Raw genomic sequence first — 25,123 nt, 5'->3', positions numbered from 1 at the left:
GGGCCGAATCGCGGGCCTCTTAGCCCGCGCCCGTCAGGCGGTCAATTCATGGCGGTTCCGAGCGCTTCCGGCAGGCAATCGATCAGATCTTCGGCAATCAGGCCCGGGCGTCCGAAACGATAGCCGCACTCACCGTGGATCCACGCCGCTGCCGCTCCCGCCGCCAGCGGAGCAACGCCCTGCGCCAACAGGCCGGCGGCGATACCCGACAGCACGTCGCCCGATCCTGCGGTCGCCAAGGCGGCAGGGGCATGGACATTGATCACCGCGTGCCCGTCCGGCCCCGCAATCACCGTGTCGGGCCCCTTGAGCAGAATGGTGGCACCACTCCGTCTCGCAGCTGCGCGTGTGCGCTCGACCTTGCTCGGAATGTCGGCGAGGTCGGGAAAAACGTGGCGAAACTCCCCCGCGTGCGGGGTCATCAGGACCGGTCCCGCGATGGCAGCGAACAAAGCGGCCGGCCGTTCGGCGAACACGGTCAGCGCATCGGCATCGAGGACCGCCGATCGCCGCAGGCCTAGCCCTGCCAGCACGGCCAGGCGCGTACGTTCGTTGCGGCCCGAACCGGGTCCGATCAGGATGGCGTTGCGCCGCTCGTCGGCCAAGAGCCGGGCGAAGTCGTCATCGCCGTCGCTCACGGCGACCAGATTACCCGGCTCGGCACCCTGATAGATCGGCGCGGCCGTCCGCGGAGCAGCAATGGTGACAAGGCCGGCGCCGGTCCGACGCGCCGACAGGGCGGACAGACGAGCGGCTCCGGTCGCGCTCGCGCCGCCCAGGATCGTCAGATGACCGCGCTTGTACTTGTGGTCGGCGATATCGTTGCGGCGAAGCAGCGATGCCCACAGGGCCGGCCCGTTGTTCCAGAGGATCGGCTGGATCTCGTCCAGAACGACCGCGGGAATACCGATGTCCGTGACCAGGATTTCGCCGCAAAGCCTGCGCCCTGCCAGCGAATAGTGCCCCGGCTTGCCACGGAAGAACGTGACGGTGAGCATGGCCCTCACCGACTGGCCCATCACCTCGCCGGTGTCCCCATGCAGGCCGCTCGGCACATCGACGGCGACCACCGAAAGGCCACGGGAATCTATCTCCGCCAATACCTGACTGGCGAGCCCCTCGATGGGCCGGCTGAGACCCGCTCCGAACAGGGCGTCGACCACCAGCGGACTACCTTCCAGCAGGCTGAAAGAAAGCGTCTCCACGGGACGCGTCCACAGCCGCGCGGCTCGTGCTGCGTCGCCCTTCAGCGCGCCGAGCGTGCCGAGCAGCGCGAGCCGTACCGGCCAGCCTGCCGCCTCCAGGCGCCGGGCCGCCACGAAGCCGTCTCCCCCGTTGTTGCCCGGACCACACAGGACCACCAACGGTTGGCGCTGGAAGCGCTCCATCACGGCGCTGGCGACCGCACCACCGGCGGCCTCCATGAGTTCACTCGCCGGCGTGCCAAGGGCAACGGCTGCCGAGTCCGCAGCGGCCATCTGCGCACAGGTCAGCAGGACCAGCTCGTCGCGCTTCACAATGTCTCGCGGGGATCGGCCTGGCTCAGTCATTGCGGACGGGCGATTGGGGCGGCCGACCGGATTTGAACCGGCGACATCCAGAATCACAATCTGGCGCTCTAACCAACTGAGCTACGGCCGCCACCGTCAGTCGCTTTGGCGAAGCGGGCGCTTTCCTACGCTGAGGCGCCCGGAGCGTCAAGAAACGGGCGTCGGCGGCAACAGCCGGTCGATTGCCCGTATCCAGACCGTGCAGGCCTGCTCATGGGACAAGCCGAACAACTCGATCATCCGTGCCCAGCTTTCGAAATCCATCAGCGCCTCGAGGGCGATCAACGTCTTCTTGCGCTCGGGTTCGGCAAGCGTCACGAGTTCCGGTTTGAACATCACCTCGATGCGCATGAGGATGAGCTGCCGGATCATCTTGATGCGCTGTCGAAGTTCCGGCGAGTCGTTGTTGCCGGCATTCAGGATCCGCCAGAAGGGCAACCAGCGCTCGCAGCTCCGGGCGCGGGTCTCGACCTGCGATCTGATCCGGGTTTGCCGATCGGCATTGGTGTCGCGCGGCGCTCCCAACGCCTTCGCCTCGCCGATCGCATAATCGGTGGCGGCTACGCGAATCGCGTGCAGGTCCGGAAACCGTTCGAAGATCGAGCGCACCGAATAGCCGGCGCGCTCCGCGATCTGCAGCGCCGTCGGCATCTGGCTGCTTTCCCGCACGAGTACCATGTAGGCCTCGACAATCAAGCGCTTGGTGCGCTCGCTGCGCAGGTGACGGCCGTCGATCCGAGGCGACTTGCGCGTCGGTGGCGGAGAACTGGAACCTAAAGGAGATTCTTCCACGATGGCTCGCTTGGGTAGGCCGCTGACGTCAGCCATTGGCCGGCGTTGGCGGCAAGAGACGGTCTATGGCGAATACCCAGACATCGCTCGCCTCTTCGAACGGCAGGCCGTGCTGTTCGCGCATACGCGCCCAGCTTTCAATGTCGGTCAGAGCTTCCAACGCGACGAGCAGGTCCCGCCTTTCGTCGGTCGGCAATACCGACAGCTCGGGCTTGTACATGAGCTCGAGCCTCGCCATCGTCACCTCGCGCGCGCGCCGGACCCGTGCCTTGAGTTCATCGGACTCCTCCTGCGAATCCATCAGTACGCGCCACAAGGCGACGCCCCTCTCGCAGGTGTGCGCACGGGTATCGACCTGGGATCGCAGCCTGGTCTGCCGGTCGCCGTCGACGTGACGGGCTGGTGCCAGCGCCGCCGCTTGGGCGAGCGCATAGTCGGCGGCCGCGACGCGCAAGGCATTGAGATCGGGAAATCGCTCGAATATCGAGCGCACGGAGTAGCCGGCGCGCCCGGCGATCTGGACCGCGGTCGGCACCTTCGGATCTTCGCGAACGAGGGCAAGGAATGCCTCGATGATGAGCTGCTTGGTCCGCTCGCTGCGCAGGCGGCGACCATCGATCCGGGGAGACTTGGGCGAGGATTGGGACGACACGACTTCCACCGGATTGCCAGGCGCGAACACTCGGAGCCAAACCCTGTCTGCCAAAACCATGGTTTCAAACAGGAATTTGGCAATATGAGTGCAGGAAGACTATGCCGCAAGGTGACGCCGGCGTCGCCTGAAATTCTGCAATAGTCATGTCTCTGCAGATGTCTCTGCCGCGAAATGCCCGACATATCCCTACCGCCTGAAATGCTTATCCAATCGTTCAACGGCGGCATCTAAGGTACTGTTGTCTTTACAGAAACAGAACCGGATAAAGTGGCGCGGGGCCCGTTCGGGCTGATCGTAGAAGGCGCTGACGGGCACGGCGGTGACGCCGGCCGCCACGGTGACATGCCGACAAAAATCGTCGTCCGTGCCATTGAAACCCAGTTGCCTGAAATCACTCGTCACGAAATAGGTCCCGTGCGAGGCAAGCACGTCGAAACCGATTCTCGCCAGTCCATCCGCCAAGCGGTCCCGTTTGCGTTGCATGTCACTTGCCAGGGAATTGAAATAGGCATCCTCCAATCGGAGGCCAACAGCCGCGCCCCACTGCAGGTTCGGCGGCGTCGTGAAGGTCATGAACTGATGTGTCTTGGCGATCGGTTTCAACAGGCCCGCCGCCGCCGTCACATAGCCCACCTTCCAGCCGGTCACGCTGAAACTCTTGCCGGCGGACCCTATCCGGACGGTCCGCTCGCGCATACCGGGCAGCGTCATGATCGAAATATGCCGGCGATCGTCGAAGGTGATGTGTTCGTAAACCTCATCGCAGACCGCATAAGCGTCATGCTTCAGGCAAAGATCGGCGATGAAGCCGAGTTCCTCGCGAGCGAAGACCTTTGAGCAAGGGTTCATCGGCGTGTTGAACAGGATGAGCTTGGTGCGGTCGTTGAATGCCGCGGCCAGTTCAGCGCGCGGCAATTGCCAGGTCGGAGGCTGGAGCCTCACCAGTCGCGGAATGCCCCCTGCCCTGCGCACGATGGGCAGATAGGAATCGTAAAGCGGCTCGATCAGGACGACCTCGTCACCCGGCTCGATCAGTCCGAACAGGCAGTCGCCAAGCGCTTCGGTCGCTCCCGACGTCACCAGCACTTCGGTCTGCCAGTCAACAGCGAGGCCTTGAAAGCGCCTGGCATGATCGGCGACGGCCTGGCGCAATTCCGGCAGGCCCATCATGGGCGGATATTGGTTGTGGCCATTCAGCAGGTAGTCTGCCGCCGCCCGACGCACCTCTTCCGGCCCCTTGTCGTCAGGGAAGCCCTGGCCGAGGTTGACCGACTGATGTTCTCGGGCGAGGGCCGACATGACTTCGAAGACGGTAGTGCCCAAGCTGGACAATGTGACGTTCGCAGACTTCATCGGCTTTCTCTTGACGTCATAATAGGCAGTTCTTTGGGCATCTCTTGACCAGTTCGCCCATTTTCAGCGCACATCGCGAGGCCCCCTTTGCTCCTGCTTGTGGACAACTCTGGCATGAAAAGTGCTGACGTGCCTGGCGGAGGGCTGCCGGTGGCGACAGCGCTAGCGCCTGTGCGTGGAGTGTTGCAAGCCAATGAAGAAGATCGAAGCGATCATCAAGCCCTTCAAGCTCGACGAGGTGAAAGACGCCCTCAATCAGGTTGGCCTCAAGGGGATTACCGTGCTGGAGGCGAAGGGCTTTGGTCGGCAGAAGGGCCACACCGAACTCTATCGCGGCGCCGAATATGTCGTCGACTTCCTCCCTAAGGTGAAGATCGAGCTGATCATCGAGGACGAGATGGTCGAGAAGGCCGTCGAGGCGATCCGCGGTGCCGCCCACACCGGCCGCATCGGTGATGGCAAGATCTTCGTGTCGCAGATCGACGATGCCATTCGAATTCGTACTGGCGAGCGCGGTGACGCCGCCGTATGAGAAACGGCCCTTGGGGGGCCAGGACGTCAACCAAAAGAAAGGGACGAGCGAGATATGGATGCCAAGCAGGTTTTGGCGATGATCAAGGACAAGGACGTGAAGTTCGTGGACTTCCGTTTCACCGATCCTCGCGGCAAGTGGCAGCACACGGCCCGCATGGCCTCTGCCACGGACGAAGGCACGTTCGTCGACGGCGTCATGTTCGACGGCTCCTCGATCGCCGGCTGGAAGGCGATCAACGAGTCCGACATGATCCTCATGCCCGATACGTCCACCGCGGTGCTCGATCCGTTCACGGCGCAAACCACGCTGATCGTCAACTGCGACGTGGTCGAACCCTCGACCGGTCAGCTCTATTCCCGCTGTCCGCGCTCGACCGCCAAGCGCGCCGAAGCCTTCCTGAAGTCCTCCGGCGTCGGCGACACTGCCGTGTTCGGACCCGAGCTCGAGTTCTTCGTGTTCGATGACGTACGCTTCGACGTGCAGATGTCGGGCAGCTACTACAAGATCAACTCGAGCGAATCGCCGTGGAATACGGGCGCGGAGTTCGAGGGCGGCAACATGGGCCATCGCCCCGGCATCAAGGGCGGTTACTTCCCCGTCCAGCCGGTCGACTCGATGAACGACCTGCGCGCGGAGATGATGTCGGTAGCGAGCGAGATGGGCCTGAGCATGGAAATCCATCACCATGAAGTGGCGCCCAGCCAGAACGAGCTCGGCTTCAGGTTCGACACGCTGGTCAAGACCGCCGACAATGTGCAGAAGTACAAGTACACGCTGCACAACGTTGCCCACAGCTACGGCAAGTCCCTCACGTTCATGCCGAAGCCGCTGTACGGCGACAACGGCTCGGGCATGCACACCCACCAGTCGATCTGGAAGGACAACAAGCCGCTGTTCGCGGGCTCCGGCTATGCCGACCTCTCGGAGACGGCGCTCTACTACATCGGCGGCATCATCAGGCACGCCAAGGCGCTCAACGCGTTCTGCAACGCCAGCACCAATTCGTACAAGCGCGTCATCCCCGGCTTCGAGGCGCCGGTGCTGCTGGCCTATTCGTCGCGCAACCGCTCGGCTTCGTGCCGTATTCCCTACACCTCCTCGCCCAAGGGCAAGCGCGTGGAAGTGCGCTTCCCCGATCCGTCGGCCAATCCGTATCTGGCCTTCGCCGCCATGCTGATGGCGGGCATCGACGGCATCCAGAACAAGGTCCATCCGGGCGATCCGATGGACAAGAACCTCTACGACCTGCCGCCCGAAGAGCTCTCCAAGGTTCCGACGGTCGCAGGCTCGCTCCGCGAGGCGCTCAACGCGCTCGACGCGGATCGCACGTTCCTCACCAAGGGCGGCGTGTTCACCGACGACCAGATCGATGCCTACATGGAGCTCAAGTGGGAAGAGGTCTATGCCTGGGAACATCAGCCGTCCCCGATCGAGTACAGGATGTACTACTCCGTCTGACTTCGGACGGCCGCCGTCTTTCGGATCATGGAAGGGCCCGCGCAAGCGGGCCCTTCTTTTGTTGGAGGCCGACACGTGGCCGTGCGATTCTGCGCCTCGCCAAGCAAGGAACAGCACGCATGACAGAATGGATGGACAAGGCGATGGAGACGCTGCGCCCGTGGATCGGACGGGTGCGCACCGTCGAAGACGACATCGGCGTGATGGCCGCCCGGCGCGCGGCAGGTACCTTCAATCTCGATCCCGAACGCTTCACCCGCGGCAGCGAACTGCCACCGCACTGGTTCACGCTCTTCTTCGTCGAGACCGTGAAGCAAGGCGATGTCGGGCCCGACGGCCATCCCAACAAGGGCATTGTGCTGCCCCCCATTCCGATGCCGCGCCGCATGGGTGCAGGCCGCCGCGTCAAGATCATGGGTCGTCTGCGCGCCGGCGAACCCGCGATCAAGAAGGCCGAAGTCGCCAACATCGTTCCCAAGACCGGCCGCTCCGGCGAGATTTTCGTGCTGACCATGCGGCACACGATCGAGCAGCACGGCAAAACGCTGGCCGTCGATGAATTCGACGCGATCTACCGGCCTGCAGTGCCGCCGGGCGAGAAGACCACGGCCACCGTGCCGACCCTGGCGCCAAAAGGTCCTGCCTGGAGCGAGACGACGAATCTCACCAACGCCCTCAACTTCCGCTACTCCGCGCTCACCTGGAATGCGCACCGCATTCACTACGACGCCGAGTACGCGCGCGGCGAGGAAGGCTATCCGGCTCTCGTTTCCAATGGCGGGCTCTCGATGCATCTCATGGTCGATGCCGCCCTGAAGCATGGTTCCGGCCGGCTCACGGGCTACACGGCCCGGCTCGTCCATCCGCTGTGGGTCGGCGGCCTGATCGAAGTCCGCGGCATGGCGCAGAAGGAAGGCCGCCTGAAGGTCTGGGCGGCCGACAAGGACGGCGTGCTCTGCGGCGAGATGGAACTGGAGTTCGCCCAATGACGGCCAAAGCCCCGGGCGGCCCGCTTGCGGGCGTGCGCGTCGTCGACCTCACGACCGTCGTCGTCGGCCCGATCTGCACGCGCACATTGGCCGACTACGGCGCCGACGTCATCAAGGTCGAAGCACCCGGCGGCGATCTGCTGCGCACCATGGCAGAAGGCAGCCGTCACCCCGGCATGTCCGGCAAGTTCATCAACTTCAATCGCAACAAGCGCTCGATCGTGCTCGACCTCAAGAAGCCGGGAGGCCATGCCGCCCTCCTCCGCCTGATTAGTCGCGCGGATGTCTTCGTCAGCAATGTTCGTCCGGAGGCGCTTGCGCGCGCCGGGCTCGATTATGCGAGCCTGGCCAAAGACCATCCACGGCTGATCCACTGCTCGATCCTCGCCTTCGGTCGCGGCGGGCGCTACTTCAACCGGCCGGCCTACGATCCCGTCGTGCAGAGCCTGTCGGGAGTGGCCGGAACGCTGGCACGCGCCACCGGCGAACCGCGCTTCGTGCCGATGGTCATGAGCGATCACGTGAGCGGGCTGATCGCCGCCCAATGCATCGGCTTCGCGTTGTATCGGCGCGAGAAGGCCGGCCAAGGCGAAGCAATCGACGTGCCGATGCTGGAGAACATGGCCTCGTTCGTCGCCAGCGAGCATCTCGGCGCGCTGACCTTCGACCCGCCGGTCGGGCCCAGCGGTGACGGGCGCCTGCTCAGTCCCGACTATCGGCCGTTGCCGACCAGGGACGGCTACATCACCGTCCGCCCCAACACCAATGCCCAGGCCTTCGCCTTCTTTGAGGCGATCGGTCGGCCCGAGCTCAAGGCCGATCCCCGCTTCGACAGCGCTGCATCGCGCACACGCAACGCCAAGGCCTACTTTCAGGTCCAACGGGAGGGACTTGGAGCCAGGACGACCGACGAATGGGTCGAGCTGTTCGACAAGCTCGACGTTCCGGCGGCGCGCTACAATTCGATCGACGATCTCCTCGCCGATCCGCATCTCGAGGATGTCGGCTTCTTCAAGGAGGAGAATCACCCGAGCGAAGGAAGGATCCGCCGCACCAGGCTCGCCAATACCTTCTCGGGCGGGGCACGCGAGGAGGAGTGCCATGCACCGCTGATGGGCCAGCATACTCGCGAGATCCTTGCCGAAGCTGGTTACAGCGAGGCCGAGATCGACAAGTTGACGGCCGCCGGCGCCGTGCAGGCAGGCGCTGCCGGTTAACGCGCCGACGGGCCGGAAACCAAGGCGGCAAGCTGCGCGCGTATGCGCTCGATCAGCTCGGTCATCCGGCGCCAGGCCGGCAGGCTGCGCACGAAGCCATAGGCCCAGTCGCGCCACTGGAAGAACTTGCGATCCGCCCAGGCGAACCATTCAAGCGACAGCAGGTTCGGTCGCAGGATTCGATAGAGCCGCGCCACGATCGCGGTGGCCAGCACCTTGCCCAGGGCGACGGCGGCGAACGCCAGGACGAAATGGCGATGGGCGACGAACCAGACGGCCGAGAGCTTCACCGGCAGGATGAAGATCGAAGGCCCAGCGAAAGCCAGCACAGCCGCCCAAGGCGGCAGGCGCATGAGGAACGCCTCCGTTCGCGCGACCGGAGGCCAGCGCGCGACCGCCTCCATCATGACGTTGAGATAGCGGATGAGCGTCTGTTCCAGGAACACGATCGCAGCCGCGATCGGAACCAGGACGACCTCAAGCGCGTGCTTCAGGCGCTGCCGCATCGGCGCAGTCTAGGGAAGGCGACGGCAAAGGGCAGCAGGACGACCGGCAAAAAATCTCCTGTCCCGCCTTCCATTTGCCGTTTTGCCGCGGACGGCGACGGACCCGCCGGCGGTCACACTTTCGCGACGAGCTCGGCGATGGCGGCGCCAACCGTCCTGGTATCGCCATTGCCGCCGAGATCTCGGGTGCGCGGGCCGCCCTCGACCAGGGAGGCTGCGATCGCGCGCTCGATCGCTTCGGCTGCCTCGGGATGGCCGAGATGGCGCACCATCATGGCGCCCGACCAGATCTGGCCGATCGGATTGGCGATCCCCTTGCCCGCGATGTCGGGGGCCGAGCCATGCACCGGCTCGAACATGGACGGATACTTGCGCTCGGGATTGATGTTGCCCGACGGCGCGACCCCGATGGAGCCGGTCAACGCCGGCCCGAGATCGGACAGGATGTCGCCGAAGAGGTTTGACCCGACCACGACATCGAACCAGTCCGGATTGCGCACGAAGTGGGCGGTCAGGATGTCGATGTGATACTGGTCGGCCTTGATGTCGGGATAGTTCTTCTTCATCTCGGCGAAGCGCTCGTCCCAGAACGGCATGGTGTGGATGATGCCGTTGGACTTGGTGGCCGAGGTGACGTGCTTCTTCCTGGTACCGCGGGCAAACTCGAAGGCGAACTTCAGCACGCGATCGACGCCTTTGCGGGTGAAGATCGTCTCCTGTACCGCGAACTCATTCTCGGTACCCTGGAACATGCGGCCCCCGAGTTGGCTGTACTCGCCCTCGGTATTCTCGCGCACAACCCAGAAATCAATCTCGCCCGGCTTGCGGTTGGCCAGCGGCGACGGCACGCCCTCGAACAGCCGGACCGGCCGCAGGTTCACGTATTCGTCGAAGTCGCGGCGGATCGGGATCAGCAGGCCCCACAGCGAGACATGGTCGGGCACGCCCGGCCAGCCGACCGCACCGAGGAAGATGCTTTCAAAGGCCTTGAGTTGCTCCATCCCGTCTTCCGGCATCATCTTGCCGGTCTTCAGCAGCCGATCGCACGACCAGTCGAAGTCGGTGAACTCGAGCTGAAAGTTGAAACGACGGGCTGCCGCTTCCAGCACGCGAACGCCCTCCGGCAGAACCTCCTTGCCGATTCCGTCACCCGGAACGAGCGCGATCTTGTGCCTGGCCATCTGTTTCCTCTCGTTGCGTCTGCCGACGTATAATGGACGCATCCTCGGGAGCAAGCGCCATGTCCTACGACCTGAAGATCACGGGCGGCACGATCATCGACGGTACCGGCAAGCCGGGCTTCGTCGGCGATGTCGGCATCAAGAAGGGCAAGCTGGCAGCGATCGGCAAGGCCGAGGGACCGGCCGAGACGACGATCGACGCCCGGGACAGGGCTGTGTCGCCGGGCTTCGTCGACGTCCATACGCACTATGACGCCCAGGTTTTGTGGGACCGCATGCTCTCGATCTCGCCGTGGCATGGTGTCACCACGACGGTGATCGGCAATTGCGGCTTTGGTGTCGCTCCCACGCGCGCCGCCCACCGCAAGCTGATCCTGCAGACGCTCGAGAAGGTCGAAGGCATGAGCCTCGACGCGCTGCAGGCAGGCCTGGGGGACACCTGGCCGTTCGAGACCTTCCCGCAGTACCTCGACACCCTCGAGACGCGCGGCATGGCGATCAATGTCGCCGCCCTGTTCGGCCATACCCCGCTCAGGCTCTACGTGATGGGCGAAGCTTCGACCGAACGTCCCGCGACGGCCGACGAGGTCGCCGCGATGAAGAAGCTGGTACGCGAGGCCATGGAGGCGGGCGCCATCGGCTTCGGCACCTCGATGTCGGTGAGCCACAACGGCTATGCCGGCAAGCCGGTGCCAAGTCGTCAGGCCACGGTGCAGGAAATGGAAGCGCTGGTCTCGGTGATGGGCGAAATGAAGCGCGGCTTGATGCAGATCACCATCGGCCGCGAGTTCTCGACCAAAGCCATGGCCGAGGTGAGCCGGAAGTATGGGATTCCCGTTACCTGGACTGCTCTCCTCTCCTATCTCTACGGACCAGGCGGACACCGCAAGCAGCTCGCTCTTGCCGCCGAGCAGCGCAAGTCCGGTGCGATGGTGATCCCGCAGGTGAGCTGCCGGCCGCTCAATTTCGAATTCACCTTCGCCGAGCCCTTCATCTTCGACGTCATGAAATTCATGAACGAGTTGGCCGTCGAGGATGCCCGGGCGCCCGGCGCGCGTCGGCGCGCCTATGCCGACCCGGCCTGGCGCCGCAAGTTCACGGCCGAGCTGACCCCCCTCTTCCAGCGCTGGTGGGATCGCACGATCATCGCGTGGGCGCCGTCGGCCAGGGAGCTGGAGGAACTGCCGCTCGCCGTCGCGGCGCGCAAGCTCGGCAAAGATCCGGTCGATTTGGCTCTCGACCTTGCACTCGCCAACGACCTGCAGGCGCGCTTCCGTATGGCGGTGATGAACTTCGACGAGGCGGAGGTCGCCGAGTTGATCACCGACCCCAACACGATCATCGCCCTGTCCGATGCCGGCGCGCACGCCAGCCAGCTTTGCGATGCCTGTTACTCGACCCACCTGCTCGGCCATTGGGTACGCGAAAGGAAGACCTTCACCCTCGAGCAGGCCGTGCACAATCTGACGCAGCGGCCGGCCGAAATGTTCGGGATCAGCGATCGCGGCGTACTGGCCGAGGGCCGCCCCGCCGACGTCGTGGTGTTCGACCCGAAGACTGTCGGGCCCGGCCCGCTCAGGCGGATTTATGACCTGCCCGCCGGCGCCGACCGGCTGGTTTCCGAGGCCAACGGCATCGACGCCGTCATTGTCAACGGCGTGTTGATCCGGCGCGACGGCCGGGACGCCGTCGCCGCCGATGAGCGGCTGCCCGGTCGCCTGCTGCGCCACGGCCGTGCTGCCTGAATGACTTCAACGGAGGGAATTGTGATCCACGTCATCGCCGTCATCACCGCCAAGCCCGGCAAACGCGACGAAATCCTCGGCCACTTCCGTGCCAATGTGCCGGCGGTGAAGGCCGAGAAGGGCTGCATCGAATATGGCGCCACCGTCGACGCCGACGGCCTGGGCTCGTTCCAGACCAAGGTCGGTCCGGACACATTCGTCGTGGTCGAGAAATGGGAAAGCACGGACGCACTGAAGGCACATGGCGCCGCGCCGCACATGGCGGCCTATGCGGCCAAGATCAAGGACAATATCGCCAGCCGCATCATCCACGTTCTCTCGCCGACCTGAAGCCGTTGTCGGCTACGCCGATGAAGGCAGCCGCACAACGCCGCGTACGGCCATATCAATCATGCCGGCGATCAACATGTCCCGTCGGGACCGGGGAAATTCCGGATTGTTGATGAGTGCGGCCGCGAGGCCGTGCAGGCTCATCCACACCAGCTCGGCCGCCGTCTCGACCGGATAGCGGAGCGGCACACCGGCCGTCTCGATGTCGCGGAACATGCCCATCAGCTTGGCGAAGGCGATCGAGCCGCTCGCTCGCAGCTCATTGGTGTCGATGGTCTCAGGCAGGCGACCGCGCTCCTTGGTCTGCTTCGGCGCGTTTCCCGACAGGAACGTCAACCAATACTCCTGCGGATTATCCAGGGCGAAGCGGACATAGGATTCGCCGCAATGGCGCAGGCGCTCGATCGGCGGCAGTCCTTGCTTCTCGATCTCCGCCATCCGCTCGATCAGGCCACCGAAGGTCTGATCGCAGAGCGCCGACATAATGGCTTCCTTGTCCTTGAAGTAGAGGTAGAGGGCTGGCGCCGAAACGCCGACGACATCGGCAATCCGACGGATCGTCGTTGCCTCGTAGCCCTCTGCCAGAAACAGCCTCTTTGCAGCCCATAGAATCTCGTCCCGGCGGGTATGGCCCTCGCCACGCTTCTTGCGGGTACCCGGGGCTGCCGTGGACACTTCGGTCTCCATCCTTGAGGTGACAGCGACACCCGTACGCTATCGGAGAGACCTAGGACAGCCGCCCCTCGGCTGTCCGCACGTCGCTGGTGCGCGCGGCGCTGACCGTCAGCACGATCTCGATGGCGCGCACGATGTCGTCGACCGACATCGAGGGCTCGTCACCAAGCCGCGCCGCCTGCTCGGGGAGGTAGGGAATATGCAGGAAACCACCGCGGAACGAGAGGCCGTGCCGGCCGGCCATGTCCATCAGCGCGTAGAATATGTGGTTGCATACGAAGGTGCCGGCGCTGTTGGACACCGCCGCAGGCAAGCCGGCCCGGCGCAGCTCGGCGACGCAGGCCTTGATCGGCAGGGTCGAAAAATACGCCGCCGGCCCCTCGCGCACCACCGGCCGGTCGATCGGCTGTTTGCCGTCGTTGTCGCGGATACGGGCATCCTGGATGTTGATCGCGACGCGTTCGAGGCTGAGCTCGCTGCGGCCGCCCGCCTGGCCCACGCACAGCACGATGTCGGGCCGCATCTCGTGGATGGCGCCGCGCAGTGCGATGGCTGAACGGGCATATGATGTCGGCAGCACGGCAGTGTGAATGGTCAGGTTCCCCGTCCGTCGCCTGAGCCGGCTCACGGCCATCGACGACGGGTTGACCTTCTCCCCGCCGAACGCGTCGAAGCCTGTCACCAGCGCTCTCATTCGAACCCGTCCTCATCGCCAACAAAAAAGGCGCCCCGAATTGGAGCGCCCCGACGTTACCTCTGCCGAAATGCGACGGCTACTTGTTCGCGGCGTCGACGGCGCGGCGCGCCATCACGCCCACCAGATGCGCGCGATACTCCGCGCTGCCATGGATGTCGCTATTGAGTCCGTTCGCCGGGATCTTCATGTCCTTGATGGCGGCCGACGTGAAGTTCTTCGCGAGCGCATCTTCCATTGCCTTGACACGGAAGACTGACGGACCGGCGCCCGTCACCGCCACGCGCACATTGTCGCCTGTCTTGGCGACGAACACGCCGACCATCGCATAGCGCGAAGCGGGATTGCGGAACTTCATGTAGGCGGCCTTGTCGGCTTTGGGGAAACTGATCGAGGTGATGAGCTCGCCCTCGCCCAAGGCCGTCTCGAACAGGCCCTTGAAGAAGCCGTCCGCCGCGTGCTTGCCGGTGTTGGTCGTGACAGTCGCGTTCAGGGCGACGACTGCCGCCGGATAATCCGCCGCCGGATCCGAGTTGGCTACGGAGCCGCCGATCGTGCCGCGATTGCGGACCGCCGGGTCGCCGATCATGCCGGCAAGCTCGGCGAGAGCCGGGATCACGCGCTTGACGTCGGCCGAGCTTGCGACATCGGCGTGCCTGGTCATGGCGCCGATGACGACGTTCGAGCCCTCGACCTTGATGCCCGCAAGCTCCTTGATGCCGCCGAGGTCGACGACGTCGGTCGGACGCGCCAGCCGCTGCTTGAGCGTCGGTATCAGGGTCATGCCGCCGGCCATGGGCCGCGCCTCGTCCTTGCCTTTCAGCGTGTTTGCCGCATCGGCAAGACTCTTGGGACGATGGTAAGCGAAATCGTACATCTCTTTCCTCCCGCTACTCGGCCGCCGCGCGCCGCACGCCCTGTATGGTCTGCCACACGTTGAGCGGCGTCGCCGGCATCGGCACGTGCGCGATACCAAGCGGCGCCAACGCGTCGCGGACGGCATTCATTACGGCGGCAGGGGCGGCAATCGCGCCTGCCTCGCCGCATCCCTTCACGCCCAGCGGATTGTGCGGGCAGGGAGTGACCTTGTAGCCGAGCTTGAACGACGGGACGTCGTCCGCACGGGGCATGGTGTAATCCATGTACGAGCCACTCACGAGCTGACCCGTCTCCTTGTCGTAGACGGCATTCTCGAGCAGCGCCTGGCCGACACCCTGCACGATCCCGCCATGGACCTGACCTTCGACGATCATCGGGTTGATGACGTTGCCGAAATCGTCGACCGCAGTGAAGGTGACGATCTGCGTCTCGCCGGTGTCGGGGTCGATCTCGACCTCGCAAATCTGCGTACCGGCGGGATAGACGAAATTGGCAGGGTCGTAGAATGCATTCTCGTCCATGCCGGGCTCGATCTCGGCCAGCGGGTAGTTGTGCGGAACGTAGGCCGCAAACACTGCTTGCCCGAGCGGCACATTCTTGTCCGTTCCGGCCACCTTGAAGGTGCCGTTCTCGAACACGACATCGTCGACCGACGCTTCCATCAGGTGGGCGGCGATCTTCTTGCCCTTGGCGATGATCTTGTCGGCCGCCTTGGTGATCGCCGAGCCGCCGACGGCCAGCGAGCGCGACCCGTAGGTTCCCATGCCGAACGGCGTGGTCGCCGTGTCGCCATGGACGACCTCGATGTTCTCGATCGGCACGCCCAGCTTGTCGGACACGATCTGGGCGAAGGTCGTCTCGTGGCTCTGGCCGTGGCTGTGCGCCCCGGTCAGGACCTGGACGTTGCCGGTCGGGTTGAAGCGGATCTGGGCCGATTCCCATTGGCCGACGCCACCGCCCAGCTGACCGATCACCTGAGACGGTGCGAGCCCGCAGGCCTCGATATAGGAAGAGAAGCCGATGCCGCGCAGCTTGCCGCGCGACTTGGCTTCGGCGCGGCGCGCCTCGAAGCCCTTGTAGTCGGCTATCTTCATCGCCTCGTCGATGATCGGCGGATAGTTGCCTGAATCGTACTGCAAGGCGACCGGCGTCTGGTACGGAAAGGCGGTGGGCGGGATGAAGTTCTTCCGGCGCAATTCGGCCGGATCCATCTTCAGCTCCTTGGCGGCCTGGGAGACGATGCTTTCGATCACGAACGTCGCCTCGGGGCGGCCCGCGCCGCGGTAGGCGTCAACCGGTGCCGTGTGGGTAACTGCGGCCCTCACATTGGCGTAGATCAGCGGCGTGGTGTACTGCCCCGCCAGCAGGGTGGCGTAGAGGTAGGTCGGCACCGCCGTCGAGAAAGTCGAGAGATAGGCGCCCATGTTGGCGATGGTGTCCACCTTCAGCGCCAGGAACTTGCCCTCCTTATCCAGCGCCAGCTCGGCATGGGTCACGTGGTCCCGGCCGTGCGCGTCGGTCATGAAGGACTCGGAACGCTCCGCCGTCCACTTGATCGGACGACCGACGCGGCTCGCTGCCCAGCACACCGCCGTCTCTTCATTGTAGCAGAAGATCTTGCTGCCAAAGCCCCCGCCGACGTCAGGCGCAATAACCCGCAGCTTGTGCTCGGGGATGCCCAGCACGAATGCCGACAGGATGAGACGCAGCACGTGTGGGTTCTGGGACGTCGACCAGAGCGTGTATTGGCCCGTGCCCTTGTCGTACTCGGCCGCCGCGGCGCGCGGCTCCATCGCGTTGGGGATCAGGCGATTATTGACGATGTCAATCCTGGTAACGTGTGCGGCCTTGGCGAAGGCGGCATCGACGTCGGCTTTCACGCCGAGCTCCCAGTCATAGATCAGGTTGCCCGGTGCCTCCGCGTGCACTTGCGGCGCACCGTTGTCGAGGGCCTTCGCCAGATCGACATTGGCCGGCTTCACCTCGTAGTCGACCTTGATCTTTTCGGCGGCGTCCTTCGCCTCGTCATGACTGTTGGCCACGACCATCGCGACCGGATCGCCGACATACCGCACGGTGTCGGCAGCCAGCACCGGATGGGCCGGCGCCTTGTGCGGCTGGCCATGCTTGTCCTTCACCACCCAGCCGCAGATCAATCCGCCGACCTTGGCTTCGGCCAGGTCCTTGCCGGTGAAGATCGCGACCACGCCCGGCATCTTCTCTGCCGCCGCGGCATCGATGCTCTTGATCGTGGCGTGGGCGTGCGGCGAACGCAGGAAATAGGCGTAGGTCGCGCGCGCAAGAGGCAGATCGTCGACATAGCGGCCGGTCCCGGTCAGGAAGCGCAAGTCTTCCTTCCGCTTGACCCGGGCGCCGATTCCGGTGGCTGCGGTCATGGTTACACCCCCGCGGCCTTCATGGCCGGCGCAGCGGCCAGGATGGCCTTCACGATGTTGTGGTAGCCGGTGCAGCGGCAGAGATTGCCCTCGAGCTCATGGCGCACGGTGGTCTCGTCGAGCTGGTAGTTGTGGCGCCTCACCATGTCGATCGCGCTCATCACCATGCCCGGCGTGCAGAAGCCGCACTGGAGTGCATGGTTGTCGCGGAACGCCTCCTGCATGGGATGGAGCTTGTCGGCACTGGCCGCCAGCCCTTCGATCGTCGTCACCTTCGTACCCTCGGCCTGGACCGCGAGCATCGTGCAAGACTTCACCGACCTGCCGTCGACATCAACGACGCAGGCGCCACACTGGCTGGTGTCACAGCCGACGTGGGTGCCGGTCATGCCGAGGTGCTCGCGCAGGAACTGGACCAACAATGTGCGCGCCTCGACCTTGCCGGATACCGACTTGCCGTTGACGGTCATGGCGACGGAAATGGTCATTCCTCTTCTCCCTCACATGTTGGTTCAGGCCGCGCCGAAGCGCGCCGCAGGGCTTTCGCGGGACTCTCGCAAGGCCGCGATACGCCGGTCAAGCGAATTACGGATGGCGTAAAACGCTCGCCAAAAAGCCGCGCCTAGCGACTGAGCAGAAACACGATGATCAGGATCGCCGCACCGGCACCGATGATGGTCCAGTGCCTGTATCCTCGCTGGGCCGCTGCGGCCCGAACCGGCGGAGGCGGATCGTCGGACGTCGCCATTGGTACTATTCCGCAGTATCCACCGGTGCCGCCGCGCCCACGCTCTCGGCGAACTTGCCGAAAAACTGGTCGGCAAGCTTCCTGGCAGTGCCTGTGATCAGCCGCGCGCCGACCTGGGCGATCTTGCCGCCGACCTGGGCGTCGACATCGTAGGTCAGTACCGTAGCGCCGTCGTCGTCGGCGAGCCTGACGACCGCACCGCCTTTCGCGAAGCCTGCGACACCGCCCTGCCCTTCCCCGGTGATCTTGTAGCCGTTCGGCGGATCGATATCGGACAGGATGACCTTGCCGCTGAAGGCCGCACTTACCGGTCCGATGCGCAGGCGCACCTTTGCGGTCATCTCGTTATCCGACAGCTTCTCGAGCGATTCGCAACCCGGAATGCAGGCTTGCAGGACGGCCTGATCGTTGAGCGCCGCGAAGACTTTTTCCCGCGCTGCTGCGATCTTGTATTCGCCCTTGATCTCCATAAGGCTACTCCCGGTTCCTGGGCCAGCTTTACCACTTGCTGGTATAGGAGTCCGGCGGCGGTTCTGCCAGCGGTTCGCGGACCGAGAGGTAGATTGTCGCCAGATACGGAAGCGCCATCAGCACGGCCAGACCGGCAAGCCAGTCCGATTGGGTGTTCCAGAAGAGTGTCCTGATTACCCAGCGACCCCCGTCGGCGGCGATGAAACCGCCGATCCCGCCATCGTAGAGTTTGATGGCGCCCTCGGTGACCACGAGTATGGCGGCCCAGAAGATCAGCAAGCTGGCGAGGATGATTTCCGGCAGGACCGGCCACAGCCGGCTCAGGCTCCTGTTCATGCGCACATAGCCGCGACTCGAATCGTAGCCCAGGAGACGGCCGAAGGAGAGAGCACGCAACAACCGGTCCGGCCGCGGCACGGTCTGGGCACGCAGCAACGTCGTCACCTTCCAGGCCATCAGGCAAAGGCTCGGAATGACGAAACTCCAGATCGGGAAGTCGCGATAGCGACCGTCGATGGCGATCTGACGAAACCAGGTCTCACTCAGTCGAATGACGCCGTCGTACCAATCGATCGAGATCACCACGAGGTAGAAGATGCAAAGCACCGTAAGCGCCAGGTAGAGTATCTGAGCCATCAAATCGGCACGCTGCAGGATGCGAAACCGCGGCAGCTCGCGCCACGCGCGCCAGGCCTCGCGGACCCGGGCACCATAGAGCGAGGGATCGGCCATCTTGCCCGTAAGGCTGTCGGCAATGCCGCGCAGCAGGGCGTAGCTGAACGCGGCGAGCAGGATCGCCCAGAAGGCCATGCCGACCACCTTCTCGAAATAGAAGGTGCGCGACAGGTCGATCCATACAGATTGAACGTAGCAGGTCGCAACGAGCTGGGCGAACAGCGCGAACACGGCGATTTGCCGCCTCTTGGCGTGGCGGCGGCCGGCGCCAAAGGCCAGCACCAGCAAGCCCGACATCAGGGTCGATACAGCAAACAGGAGGCGCCATTGCGGCTCGGCGACGACGGGCTTGCCGAGCTCGAACTTGTCGCCGCGATAGGCGTCGAGCAGGCCCCATGTCGCGCCGACCGTGCCTTCCTGGCGCGCCTTCCAGTGTTGGTCGAATGCCTCGACGAAGTTGTAGTCGAAGTGCTCACGCTCGGCGAGTGTGCGGAACATCGAGAAGAAACGCACCTGCTCCACCCTGCCCGGGCGCGCGTCCGATCGCATGCGCCCGTCCGACGGCCAGCCGGTCTCGCCGATCACGATCTTCTTGCCCGGGAATCGCGCCTGCACCTTGTGGTAGATGTCGAGAATGTGCTTCTCGATGCTGAGGGTCCCGTCCGGCTCCCGCCGATCGATGCCGATCGGCTCGTCCTCCCAATAGGGCAGCATGTGGATGGTGATGAAGTCGACATCGTCGGCAAGCGACGGGTTGCGCAGCCAGAATTCCCATACGTCGGCATAGGTCACCGGCTGCCGAACACGCTGCTTCACCATCCGGATGTAGGCGCGCAGTTGATTTGCCGTCAGGTCCTTGCGCAGCAGCACCTCGTTGCCGACGATCACCCGCTCGACGACGTCGCGATATCTGTTGGCGTGATCGATCAGCAGATTGATCTGCTCCAGATTCTCCTTGTCGTTGTCGTTCAGCCACGCCCCTTCCCAGACCTTGAGACCGTACTTGCCGGCACGCTGGGGCACGGTTTCCAGATTCTCGGCCGCCGAGTAGGTACGCACGGCCTGAACCTTGCCTTGCAAACGCTTGAGGTCCTGCTCGATCTGGTCCGGCGTAGGAAAGGTGCGCGTCAGCGGGCTTTGGCCCGGCCGATAGGGAGCAAACGACACGCTCTGGAGGGGTGCGCTGGTCCAGCCGCCAATCTCGACCGGCCTGTTAGGCAGCCACCACCACAAAAAGTTGAGCGCCGCTACGACTGCGAACGCCAGCAGCGCTACCAAGGCACGCATGACAGGCTTTGTAGCAGGATGGGGCGGTCGCGCCACTGCGGCGACACGACATTTTGTGGATCGAGAGCGATGGCGCGCAACAGCGATCGCGCACGCCGGCTAGATCGCACCGCGTTGCACGCCCGCGATGGCCTGCCGTACGAGCTGATGGCCGCGAAACAGTACGGCCTCCTTCCAGTCGTCGGTGTCGGGATAGAACTGGCGGCGCATGGCTGCCCGCACTGACTCGGCTTCCTTGCCCAGCGGATCGCCGTATTTGTGCAGCCAGTGGTCGGCACGGAACGCCTTCTGGCCGCTCTCACGGTCGAAGGTGCCGAATTCGAGCGTGCACATGGTGAGGCGGGTCTCGGGCTCCCGCAGCAGGCGATTGAGGCCGTGGTGGCCGAGGCCATCACGGGCCTGGGATGCCGTCTGACCACGTTTGGATTCGGTCACCGACTCGCCCCAGAAGGCGCGCACGCGGCGCGAGCCCCCGGAATCGATGTCATAGTGGGTGATCGGCTCGCCATACCCGTAAGGACCGAGGCCGGTATGGAAGTCGATGACGGCGACGTCGCTGCGGCCCCCGAGAAACCTGCTGGCGATCGCATGCAGGGTGCGATTGGACCAGCTCGGACCGCCGCCGCCGAAGAACATGCCGTCCGGATGGCTGTACTGGCCTCCGGAGACGGCGCGGAAGTACGCCACGTCACCAGCCTTCTTGCGATACTCCGCCAGCTTGGCATCGGCGGCCTTTATGCCTCCCTCGCTGAAATCCGCCGGCACCAGCCAGTCGGCGATCTCAAGATATCCCTCGTTCACCGGATAGGGCTTGCCGTGGTCGACGTAGTTGCGGTTGAGATCGTTGCCTTCCTCGGTTACGCGCCGCGTCCACGCGAAGCCGTAGGGGTTGATGGCGTGGACGAACAGGATCGCCGTATCCTTCGGCAAGCCGGCGGCACCGATGGTGGCAAGCCAATCGACTTGGAAACCCGAACCGCAATAACCCTCCACCCCGTGCGTGCTCGAAAGGGTGACGACGATCTTGGCGGCATCATCGGGGCCAAGACGAGCCACGTCGGTCGAAAGCATCTCTCCTTTCGGACCTTTGGTCGGATTGTCGAAGCGCGAGGTCACGGCGCCGGCGATGCGAGCGGCGGCGAGGAACTTGTCGCGTGCCTCGCTGTAGTCGCTGGCAAAGGAGTGAGTGTTGAACATGCGAGCTAGGTTCTAAGCGTCAAGCCGCCATCGACCACCAGCTCATGGCCGGTGATGAAGTCAGCCTCGTCCGAGGCCAGCAGCAGGGCGCCGCGGGCGATGTCGATCGGCTGGCCGAGCCGGCGCAGCGCCGCCTTCTTCTCCCACACCGCCCGGATCTCGGGATTGTCGAAGTTGGTGCGTGTCATGCCGGTATAGATCGCGCCGGGGCAGACATAGTTGGCGGTGATGTTGAACTTGCCGAGCTCGAGTGCCAGCGTGCGTGTCAATCCGCCGACGCCCGCCTTGGACGCGCAATAGGCAGCGAGCCCGTAGTCGGTGTCGAACGCCATCACCGAGGCCGTGTTGACGATCCGGGCGCGGCCCTTTTCCTTCGCCCTCGCCTTGAGTGCCGGAATGGCCTCGCGGCAGAGGCGGAACATCCCCCGGACGTTCACCGCGTTCACGCGATCCCACAACTCGTCGGTCATTTCCTCGACGAACGAGCGACCGCTGACGCCTGCGTTGTTGAACAGGATGTCGAGCGCGCCGAACGTCGACAGCGCCGCCTCGATGATCCGCTTGGGCGCGTCGCCGGTGGTGATGTCGGCCTTGAAGGGGGCCACGGCGCTGCTGCCGGAATGCACGGAATCGATCTCCGATTCGGGCCGGTCCACCGCCAGGACCTGCGCACCCTCCTCGGCGAACAACTTTGCCGACGCCGCCCCGATGCCGGAAGCGGCGCCCGTCACGATGGCGATCTTGCCCGCAAGCCGACCCATCTCACGCGACCGTCAGCACGACCTTGCCGGTCGCCTTGCGCGACAGCAGGGCATTCATGGCATCCGCGCCCTTCTCCAGAGGAAAGCGCATCGAAACGTGCGGCTTGAGTTTGCCCTGGGCATACCAGGTCAGCAGCTCGTCGAAATTCTTGCGCGCCTCCACGGGCTCGCGGCCACGCCAGGCACCGTAGAAGACGCCGCGCACGTCGCAGCTCTTGAGCAGCGCGAGATTCGCCGGCAGCGTCGGAATGCGGCCAGCCGCAAACCCTATCACCAGCAGCCGGCCATACCAGGCGATACAGCGGACCGCCTCGTCAAAGGCATCGCCGCCGACCGCGTCATAGACGATATCCGCGCCATTGCCGCCGGTCAGCTCCTTCACCTTGTCGCGCATCCTTTCCTTGGCGTAGTTCACGAACATCGTGGCGCCGTACTTGCGGCAGATGTCCATCTTCTCGTCCGAGCCGACAGCGGCGATCACTTTCAGCCCCATCAAAGAACCAAGCTCAACCGCGGTTAGTCCGACGCCGCCAGACGCGCCCGTGACGAGCAGCGTCTCGCCCGGCTTGTAGCTGCTGCGCTGCTTCAGGGCGTAGTAGGACGTGCCATAGGTCATGGTGAAGGCGGCGCCGTCCTCGTAGGTCATGTTCCGGGGCATCGGCAGAAGCTGGCCTTCGTCGGTGACGACTTCGGTCGCGTAACCGCCATGGCCGATCATGCCGATGACGCGATCGCCCACCTTGTAGGCGCCGACACCCTCGCCGACCTCGGTGATGTCTCCCGCCACCTCGTGACCGGGTGCGAAGGGCCGCGGCGGCTTGAACTGATATTTGTCGGCGATGATCAGCGTGTCGGGAAAGTTCACGCCGGCCGCATGGACGGCGACGCGCACCTGACCCTTGCCCAATGGTCTCGAAGGCAATTCCATCAGCCTGAGACTCTCCGGTCCGCCCGGGGTTTCGCTGATCATGGCGCGCATCGTTTGCTCCGCATGCTCGAGTTTCGACCTATGGCGGCATTGATACGATGGCCGGCAGCCTACCGTCCATCCGTGCTAGAAGACCCGGAACTTTCGCGAGGAGGAAGATGTCAGGGCTCTATTTCGAGGAGTTCACGGTCGGGCGCACGTTCGACCATACCTGGACGCGCACGGTCACGGAGATGGACAATGTGCTGTTCAGCTCGCTCACCATGAACGTGCAACCGCTTCATCTCGACCAGGAGTTTGCTTCCAGGACCGAATTTGGCCAGCGCATCGTGAACAGCCTGTTCACGCTCGGCCTGATGATCGGCATCACCGTGAACGACACGACGCTTGGCACGACTGTCGCCAACCTTGGCATGACCGACGTCCGCTTTCCCAAGCCTGTCTTCCACGGTGACACCCTGAAGGTCCGGACCACGGTGCTGTCGGTGCGGGAGAGCAAGTCCCGGCCCGACGCCGGCATCGTCGAGTTCGGCCATAGCGCTTTCAACCAGCGCGGCGAGACTGTCGCCAAATGCACCCGGCAGGCGCTGATGCGCAAACGCCCCAAGGAGCGAGGCTAGACGAATGCGTTCCTTACTTTTCGTTCCCGCCGATTCGGAGCGCAAGCTCGCCAAGGGCCCGCAGTCCGGTGCCGACGGCCTGATCCTGGATCTCGAAGACTCCGTCGCTAGCGACCGAAAGAAGGCCGCGCGCGAGATGGCGCTCGCCTATCTGCGCATCGTCGATCGCTCTGGGCCCAAGCTTTACATTCGCGTGAACGCTCTCGATACCGGCCTTACGCTCGATGACCTCGCCAGCGTCATGCAGGGCCGGCCCGACGGCATCGTCTTTCCCAAATGTGTCGGCCAAGCCGATCTCGACCTGCTGGCTGCCTACCTCGATGCCTTCGAGGCGCGTGAAGGAATCGAACCAGGGACGACGCGCATTCTTACCGTCGCGACCGAAAGTGCCGCGGCCGTACTCGCCTTAACGGCTGCACCCGCGAAACATCCGCGCTTGATGGGCCATTCGTGGGGCGGCGAGGATCTCATGGCCGATCTGGGCGCGCTCGCCAAGGGCCCCGCGCCTGGCGTCTACGACGATACCTTCAGGCTCGCGCGGACAGTCAACTTGTTGGCCTCGGTCGCGGCGGGGGTCACCGCCTACGACACGGTCTATCCCGACATCAGGAACCTTGACGGCCTGCGGGCCGAGGCCCAGGAGGCGCGGCGCATGGGCTATGGCGGCAAGATCGCGATCCACCCCGACCAGGTCGCTGTCATCCACGAGGTCTTCACGCCGTCGGCCCAGGAGATCGACTGGGCAAAACGCGTGGTCGCGAGCTTCGAGAGCAACCCCGCCGCCGGTGTGCTCACTCTCGACGGCAAGATGCTCGACAAGCCCCACCTGGTGCTCGCCCGTCGCCTTCTCGCCCGCGCCGGATGAGAGAGCGCGGCACGCTCTTGCCGGTGCTGGAGCGCCTGTTCGCCGGTCCGCGTGACTCCCGACTGACGCTGGAAGCGTTCCTCGCCGGGCTGCAGGCGCGCTCCTACGCATTCATCATTGCAGCGCTTGATCTGCCGAACTGCGTCCCGACCGGCATCCCGCTTCTCTCGACCGTTACGGGCTTGCCCATGCTGCTGTTCGTGGCACAGGCGTGGCTTGGCCGCCCCACTCCGTTCCTGCCGCAATTCGTCGCCGCACGTTCGCTGCCGCGCGGCAAACTCCAGGACTTCCTCGTGCGCGCCCGCCCCACGATCGAGCGCATCGAGGGTACCCTCCATCCGCGGCGCGATTGGTGGGTGACCGGAGCCCAGCGCCGGTTTCTGCGCCTCGCTCTCGGTGTTATGGTCGTCGTGCTGGCTATCCCGATTCCGTTCGACAATCTGCTCCCGGCCTGGTCCATCCTGTTCTTCTGCCTGGCGCTGATCGAAGGCGACGGCCTGATGGCGATCCTCGGGTGGCTGTTTGCCTTTCTCGCGACAGTATGGACGGTTTTTCTGTTGATCGTCGGCCCTCTCGTCGTGGCGGGCCTGTTCAAGTCTCTGTTCTGACCGGTCTC

26 protein-coding genes and 1 tRNA gene are annotated in these 25,123 nt (G+C 64.4%); 9 read left to right on the top strand and 18 right to left on the bottom strand.

The window, feature by feature from the left end; translation table 11 throughout:
- Positions 1-41 precede the first annotated feature (41 nt).
- The 5 genes from VH499_RS14110 to VH499_RS14090 all read right to left on the bottom strand — a co-directional run bounded on the left by VH499_RS14110 (position 42) and on the right by VH499_RS14090 (position 4,350).
- Complete coding sequence (locus VH499_RS14110; protein ID WP_332053379.1) at positions 42-1,517, bottom strand: NAD(P)H-hydrate dehydratase; 1,476 nt, start codon at positions 1,515-1,517, stop codon at positions 42-44.
- Positions 1,518-1,564: 47 nt separating this feature from the next.
- Positions 1,565-1,641, bottom strand: a tRNA-His gene (locus VH499_RS14105).
- A gap of 56 nt (positions 1,642-1,697) precedes the next feature.
- Complete coding sequence (locus tag VH499_RS14100) at positions 1,698-2,378, bottom strand: TetR/AcrR family transcriptional regulator (protein ID WP_332053378.1); 681 nt, start codon at positions 2,376-2,378, stop codon at positions 1,698-1,700.
- A complete protein-coding gene (locus VH499_RS14095) occupies positions 2,371-2,994 on the bottom strand; it encodes a hypothetical protein (RefSeq protein ID WP_332053377.1) in 624 nt (207 codons plus the stop codon). The genes VH499_RS14100 and VH499_RS14095 overlap by 8 nt, the downstream gene beginning before the upstream one ends.
- 189 nt (positions 2,995-3,183) lie before the next feature.
- Positions 3,184-4,350 (bottom strand): aminotransferase, encoded by a 1,167-nt coding sequence (locus VH499_RS14090; protein WP_332053376.1) that lies wholly within the window; start codon positions 4,348-4,350, stop codon positions 3,184-3,186.
- A gap of 193 nt (positions 4,351-4,543) precedes the next feature.
- On the opposite strand from VH499_RS14090, the gene VH499_RS14085 reads away from it, so the two are divergent.
- The 4 genes from VH499_RS14085 to VH499_RS14070 all read left to right on the top strand — a co-directional run bounded on the left by VH499_RS14085 (position 4,544) and on the right by VH499_RS14070 (position 8,549).
- Positions 4,544-4,882 (top strand): P-II family nitrogen regulator, encoded by a 339-nt coding sequence (locus VH499_RS14085; protein WP_332053375.1) that lies wholly within the window; start codon positions 4,544-4,546, stop codon positions 4,880-4,882.
- Between the two features lie 54 nt (positions 4,883-4,936).
- Positions 4,937-6,343 carry a type I glutamate--ammonia ligase gene (gene glnA / locus VH499_RS14080; protein ID WP_332053374.1) on the top strand — a complete coding sequence of 469 codons (1,407 nt, stop codon included), beginning with the start codon at positions 4,937-4,939 and terminating at the stop codon, positions 6,341-6,343.
- A 119-nt stretch (positions 6,344-6,462) separates the two neighbouring features.
- Positions 6,463-7,332, top strand: coding sequence for a hypothetical protein (locus VH499_RS14075; RefSeq protein WP_332053373.1), 870 nt, complete (start codon positions 6,463-6,465; stop codon positions 7,330-7,332).
- Entirely contained in the window at positions 7,329-8,549 is a 1,221-nt protein-coding gene (locus tag VH499_RS14070) for a CoA transferase (protein ID WP_332053372.1), read from the top strand. The genes VH499_RS14075 and VH499_RS14070 overlap by 4 nt, the downstream gene beginning before the upstream one ends.
- Here VH499_RS14070 and VH499_RS14065 read toward each other — a convergent pair.
- Together VH499_RS14065 and VH499_RS14060 are read right to left on the bottom strand one after the other, a co-directional pair.
- Entirely contained in the window at positions 8,546-9,055 is a 510-nt protein-coding gene (locus VH499_RS14065; RefSeq protein ID WP_332053371.1) for a hypothetical protein, read from the bottom strand. The two genes, VH499_RS14070 and VH499_RS14065, sit on opposite strands and share 4 nt — an antisense overlap.
- 113 nt (positions 9,056-9,168) lie before the next feature.
- Positions 9,169-10,236, bottom strand: a complete 1,068-nt coding sequence (locus VH499_RS14060; RefSeq protein WP_332053370.1) for a tartrate dehydrogenase — start codon at positions 10,234-10,236, stop codon at positions 9,169-9,171.
- Between the two features lie 59 nt (positions 10,237-10,295).
- On the opposite strand from VH499_RS14060, the gene VH499_RS14055 reads away from it, so the two are divergent.
- Positions 10,296-11,981, top strand: a complete 1,686-nt coding sequence (locus VH499_RS14055) for an N-acyl-D-amino-acid deacylase family protein (RefSeq protein WP_332053369.1) — start codon at positions 10,296-10,298, stop codon at positions 11,979-11,981.
- A 21-nt stretch (positions 11,982-12,002) separates the two neighbouring features.
- Positions 12,003-12,311: a putative quinol monooxygenase gene (locus VH499_RS14050; protein ID WP_332053368.1), complete on the top strand. Its 309-nt coding sequence runs from the start codon at positions 12,003-12,005 to the stop codon at positions 12,309-12,311.
- Positions 12,312-12,323: 12 nt separating this feature from the next.
- Here the strand turns inward: VH499_RS14050 and VH499_RS14045 are convergent, their stop codons facing one another.
- The 11 genes from VH499_RS14045 to VH499_RS13995 all read right to left on the bottom strand — a co-directional run bounded on the left by VH499_RS14045 (position 12,324) and on the right by VH499_RS13995 (position 23,073).
- The gene (locus tag VH499_RS14045; protein ID WP_332053367.1) at positions 12,324-12,986 is read right to left on the bottom strand and encodes a TetR/AcrR family transcriptional regulator; all 663 of its coding nucleotides are present in this window, start codon (positions 12,984-12,986) and stop codon (positions 12,324-12,326) included.
- A 52-nt stretch (positions 12,987-13,038) separates the two neighbouring features.
- Complete coding sequence (pcp, locus tag VH499_RS14040) at positions 13,039-13,680, bottom strand: pyroglutamyl-peptidase I (RefSeq protein WP_332053366.1); 642 nt, start codon at positions 13,678-13,680, stop codon at positions 13,039-13,041.
- 79 nt (positions 13,681-13,759) lie between these two features.
- Positions 13,760-14,557 (bottom strand): xanthine dehydrogenase family protein subunit M, encoded by a 798-nt coding sequence (locus tag VH499_RS14035; RefSeq protein ID WP_332053365.1) that lies wholly within the window; start codon positions 14,555-14,557, stop codon positions 13,760-13,762.
- A 13-nt stretch (positions 14,558-14,570) separates the two neighbouring features.
- Positions 14,571-16,955 carry a xanthine dehydrogenase family protein molybdopterin-binding subunit gene (locus VH499_RS14030; protein WP_332053364.1) on the bottom strand — a complete coding sequence of 795 codons (2,385 nt, stop codon included), beginning with the start codon at positions 16,953-16,955 and terminating at the stop codon, positions 14,571-14,573.
- 2 nt (positions 16,956-16,957) lie between these two features.
- Entirely contained in the window at positions 16,958-17,443 is a 486-nt protein-coding gene (locus VH499_RS14025) for a (2Fe-2S)-binding protein (protein WP_332053363.1), read from the bottom strand.
- Positions 17,444-17,577: 134 nt separating this feature from the next.
- Positions 17,578-17,703: a hypothetical protein gene (locus VH499_RS14020; RefSeq protein WP_332053362.1), complete on the bottom strand. Its 126-nt coding sequence runs from the start codon at positions 17,701-17,703 to the stop codon at positions 17,578-17,580.
- Between the two features lie 5 nt (positions 17,704-17,708).
- Complete coding sequence (locus VH499_RS14015) at positions 17,709-18,173, bottom strand: carbon monoxide dehydrogenase subunit G (RefSeq protein ID WP_332053361.1); 465 nt, start codon at positions 18,171-18,173, stop codon at positions 17,709-17,711.
- Positions 18,174-18,201: 28 nt separating this feature from the next.
- On the bottom strand, positions 18,202-20,136 hold the full coding sequence (locus VH499_RS14010) for a hypothetical protein (protein ID WP_332053360.1): 1,935 nt from the start codon (positions 20,134-20,136) through the stop codon (positions 18,202-18,204).
- Between the two features lie 99 nt (positions 20,137-20,235).
- The gene (locus VH499_RS14005; RefSeq protein WP_332053359.1) at positions 20,236-21,333 is read right to left on the bottom strand and encodes a M14 family metallopeptidase; all 1,098 of its coding nucleotides are present in this window, start codon (positions 21,331-21,333) and stop codon (positions 20,236-20,238) included.
- Positions 21,334-21,338: 5 nt separating this feature from the next.
- Complete coding sequence (locus VH499_RS14000) at positions 21,339-22,094, bottom strand: SDR family NAD(P)-dependent oxidoreductase (protein WP_332053358.1); 756 nt, start codon at positions 22,092-22,094, stop codon at positions 21,339-21,341.
- Between the two features lies 1 nt (position 22,095).
- Entirely contained in the window at positions 22,096-23,073 is a 978-nt protein-coding gene (locus tag VH499_RS13995; RefSeq protein ID WP_332053357.1) for an NADPH:quinone oxidoreductase family protein, read from the bottom strand.
- Between the two features lie 107 nt (positions 23,074-23,180).
- Here VH499_RS13995 and VH499_RS13990 point away from each other — a divergent pair, with 107 nt between their 5' ends.
- From VH499_RS13990 to VH499_RS13980, 3 genes are read left to right on the top strand one after another with little or no spacing between them, the layout of a single operon-like run.
- On the top strand, positions 23,181-23,642 hold the full coding sequence (locus VH499_RS13990; RefSeq protein ID WP_332053356.1) for a MaoC family dehydratase: 462 nt from the start codon (positions 23,181-23,183) through the stop codon (positions 23,640-23,642).
- A gap of 4 nt (positions 23,643-23,646) precedes the next feature.
- Positions 23,647-24,507: a CoA ester lyase gene (locus tag VH499_RS13985; protein WP_332053355.1), complete on the top strand. Its 861-nt coding sequence runs from the start codon at positions 23,647-23,649 to the stop codon at positions 24,505-24,507.
- Positions 24,504-25,115, top strand: coding sequence for an exopolysaccharide biosynthesis protein (locus VH499_RS13980; RefSeq protein ID WP_332053354.1), 612 nt, complete (start codon positions 24,504-24,506; stop codon positions 25,113-25,115). The genes VH499_RS13985 and VH499_RS13980 overlap by 4 nt, the downstream gene beginning before the upstream one ends.
- Positions 25,116-25,123: the final 8 nt, after the last annotated feature.

The sequence above is a fragment of the Reyranella sp. genome (assembly GCF_036558665.1).
Lineage (GTDB): Bacteria > Pseudomonadota > Alphaproteobacteria > Reyranellales > Reyranellaceae > Reyranella.
This window is presented reverse-complemented; position numbering and strand designations above follow the sequence as displayed.

What these genes read in the sequence shown, in the direction of transcription:
- VH499_RS13985 (WP_332053355.1), top strand. Translation starts at nt 23,647, where the DNA reads ATGCGTTCCTTACTTTTCGTTCCCGCCGATTCGGAGCGCAAGCTCGCC.
- VH499_RS14065 (WP_332053371.1), bottom strand. Translation starts at nt 9,055, where the DNA reads ATGCGGCAGCGCCTGAAGCACGCGCTTGAGGTCGTCCTGGTTCCGATC.
- VH499_RS14085 (WP_332053375.1), top strand. Translation starts at nt 4,544, where the DNA reads ATGAAGAAGATCGAAGCGATCATCAAGCCCTTCAAGCTCGACGAGGTG.
- VH499_RS14005 (WP_332053359.1), bottom strand. Translation starts at nt 21,333, where the DNA reads ATGTTCAACACTCACTCCTTTGCCAGCGACTACAGCGAGGCACGCGAC.
- VH499_RS14020 (WP_332053362.1), bottom strand. Translation starts at nt 17,703, where the DNA reads ATGGCGACGTCCGACGATCCGCCTCCGCCGGTTCGGGCCGCAGCGGCC.
- VH499_RS14000 (WP_332053358.1), bottom strand. Translation starts at nt 22,094, where the DNA reads ATGGGTCGGCTTGCGGGCAAGATCGCCATCGTGACGGGCGCCGCTTCC.
- pcp (WP_332053366.1), bottom strand. Translation starts at nt 13,680, where the DNA reads ATGAGAGCGCTGGTGACAGGCTTCGACGCGTTCGGCGGGGAGAAGGTC.
- VH499_RS14100 (WP_332053378.1), bottom strand. Translation starts at nt 2,378, where the DNA reads ATGGCTGACGTCAGCGGCCTACCCAAGCGAGCCATCGTGGAAGAATCT.
- VH499_RS13980 (WP_332053354.1), top strand. Translation starts at nt 24,504, where the DNA reads ATGAGAGAGCGCGGCACGCTCTTGCCGGTGCTGGAGCGCCTGTTCGCC.
- VH499_RS14055 (WP_332053369.1), top strand. Translation starts at nt 10,296, where the DNA reads ATGTCCTACGACCTGAAGATCACGGGCGGCACGATCATCGACGGTACC.
- VH499_RS14070 (WP_332053372.1), top strand. Translation starts at nt 7,329, where the DNA reads ATGACGGCCAAAGCCCCGGGCGGCCCGCTTGCGGGCGTGCGCGTCGTC.
- VH499_RS14010 (WP_332053360.1), bottom strand. Translation starts at nt 20,136, where the DNA reads ATGCGTGCCTTGGTAGCGCTGCTGGCGTTCGCAGTCGTAGCGGCGCTC.
- VH499_RS13995 (WP_332053357.1), bottom strand. Translation starts at nt 23,073, where the DNA reads ATGCGCGCCATGATCAGCGAAACCCCGGGCGGACCGGAGAGTCTCAGG.
- VH499_RS14090 (WP_332053376.1), bottom strand. Translation starts at nt 4,350, where the DNA reads ATGAAGTCTGCGAACGTCACATTGTCCAGCTTGGGCACTACCGTCTTC.
- VH499_RS14075 (WP_332053373.1), top strand. Translation starts at nt 6,463, where the DNA reads ATGACAGAATGGATGGACAAGGCGATGGAGACGCTGCGCCCGTGGATC.
- VH499_RS14035 (WP_332053365.1), bottom strand. Translation starts at nt 14,557, where the DNA reads ATGTACGATTTCGCTTACCATCGTCCCAAGAGTCTTGCCGATGCGGCA.
- VH499_RS14030 (WP_332053364.1), bottom strand. Translation starts at nt 16,955, where the DNA reads ATGACCGCAGCCACCGGAATCGGCGCCCGGGTCAAGCGGAAGGAAGAC.
- glnA (WP_332053374.1), top strand. Translation starts at nt 4,937, where the DNA reads ATGGATGCCAAGCAGGTTTTGGCGATGATCAAGGACAAGGACGTGAAG.
- VH499_RS14060 (WP_332053370.1), bottom strand. Translation starts at nt 10,236, where the DNA reads ATGGCCAGGCACAAGATCGCGCTCGTTCCGGGTGACGGAATCGGCAAG.
- VH499_RS14015 (WP_332053361.1), bottom strand. Translation starts at nt 18,173, where the DNA reads ATGGAGATCAAGGGCGAATACAAGATCGCAGCAGCGCGGGAAAAAGTC.
- VH499_RS14025 (WP_332053363.1), bottom strand. Translation starts at nt 17,443, where the DNA reads ATGACCATTTCCGTCGCCATGACCGTCAACGGCAAGTCGGTATCCGGC.
- VH499_RS13990 (WP_332053356.1), top strand. Translation starts at nt 23,181, where the DNA reads ATGTCAGGGCTCTATTTCGAGGAGTTCACGGTCGGGCGCACGTTCGAC.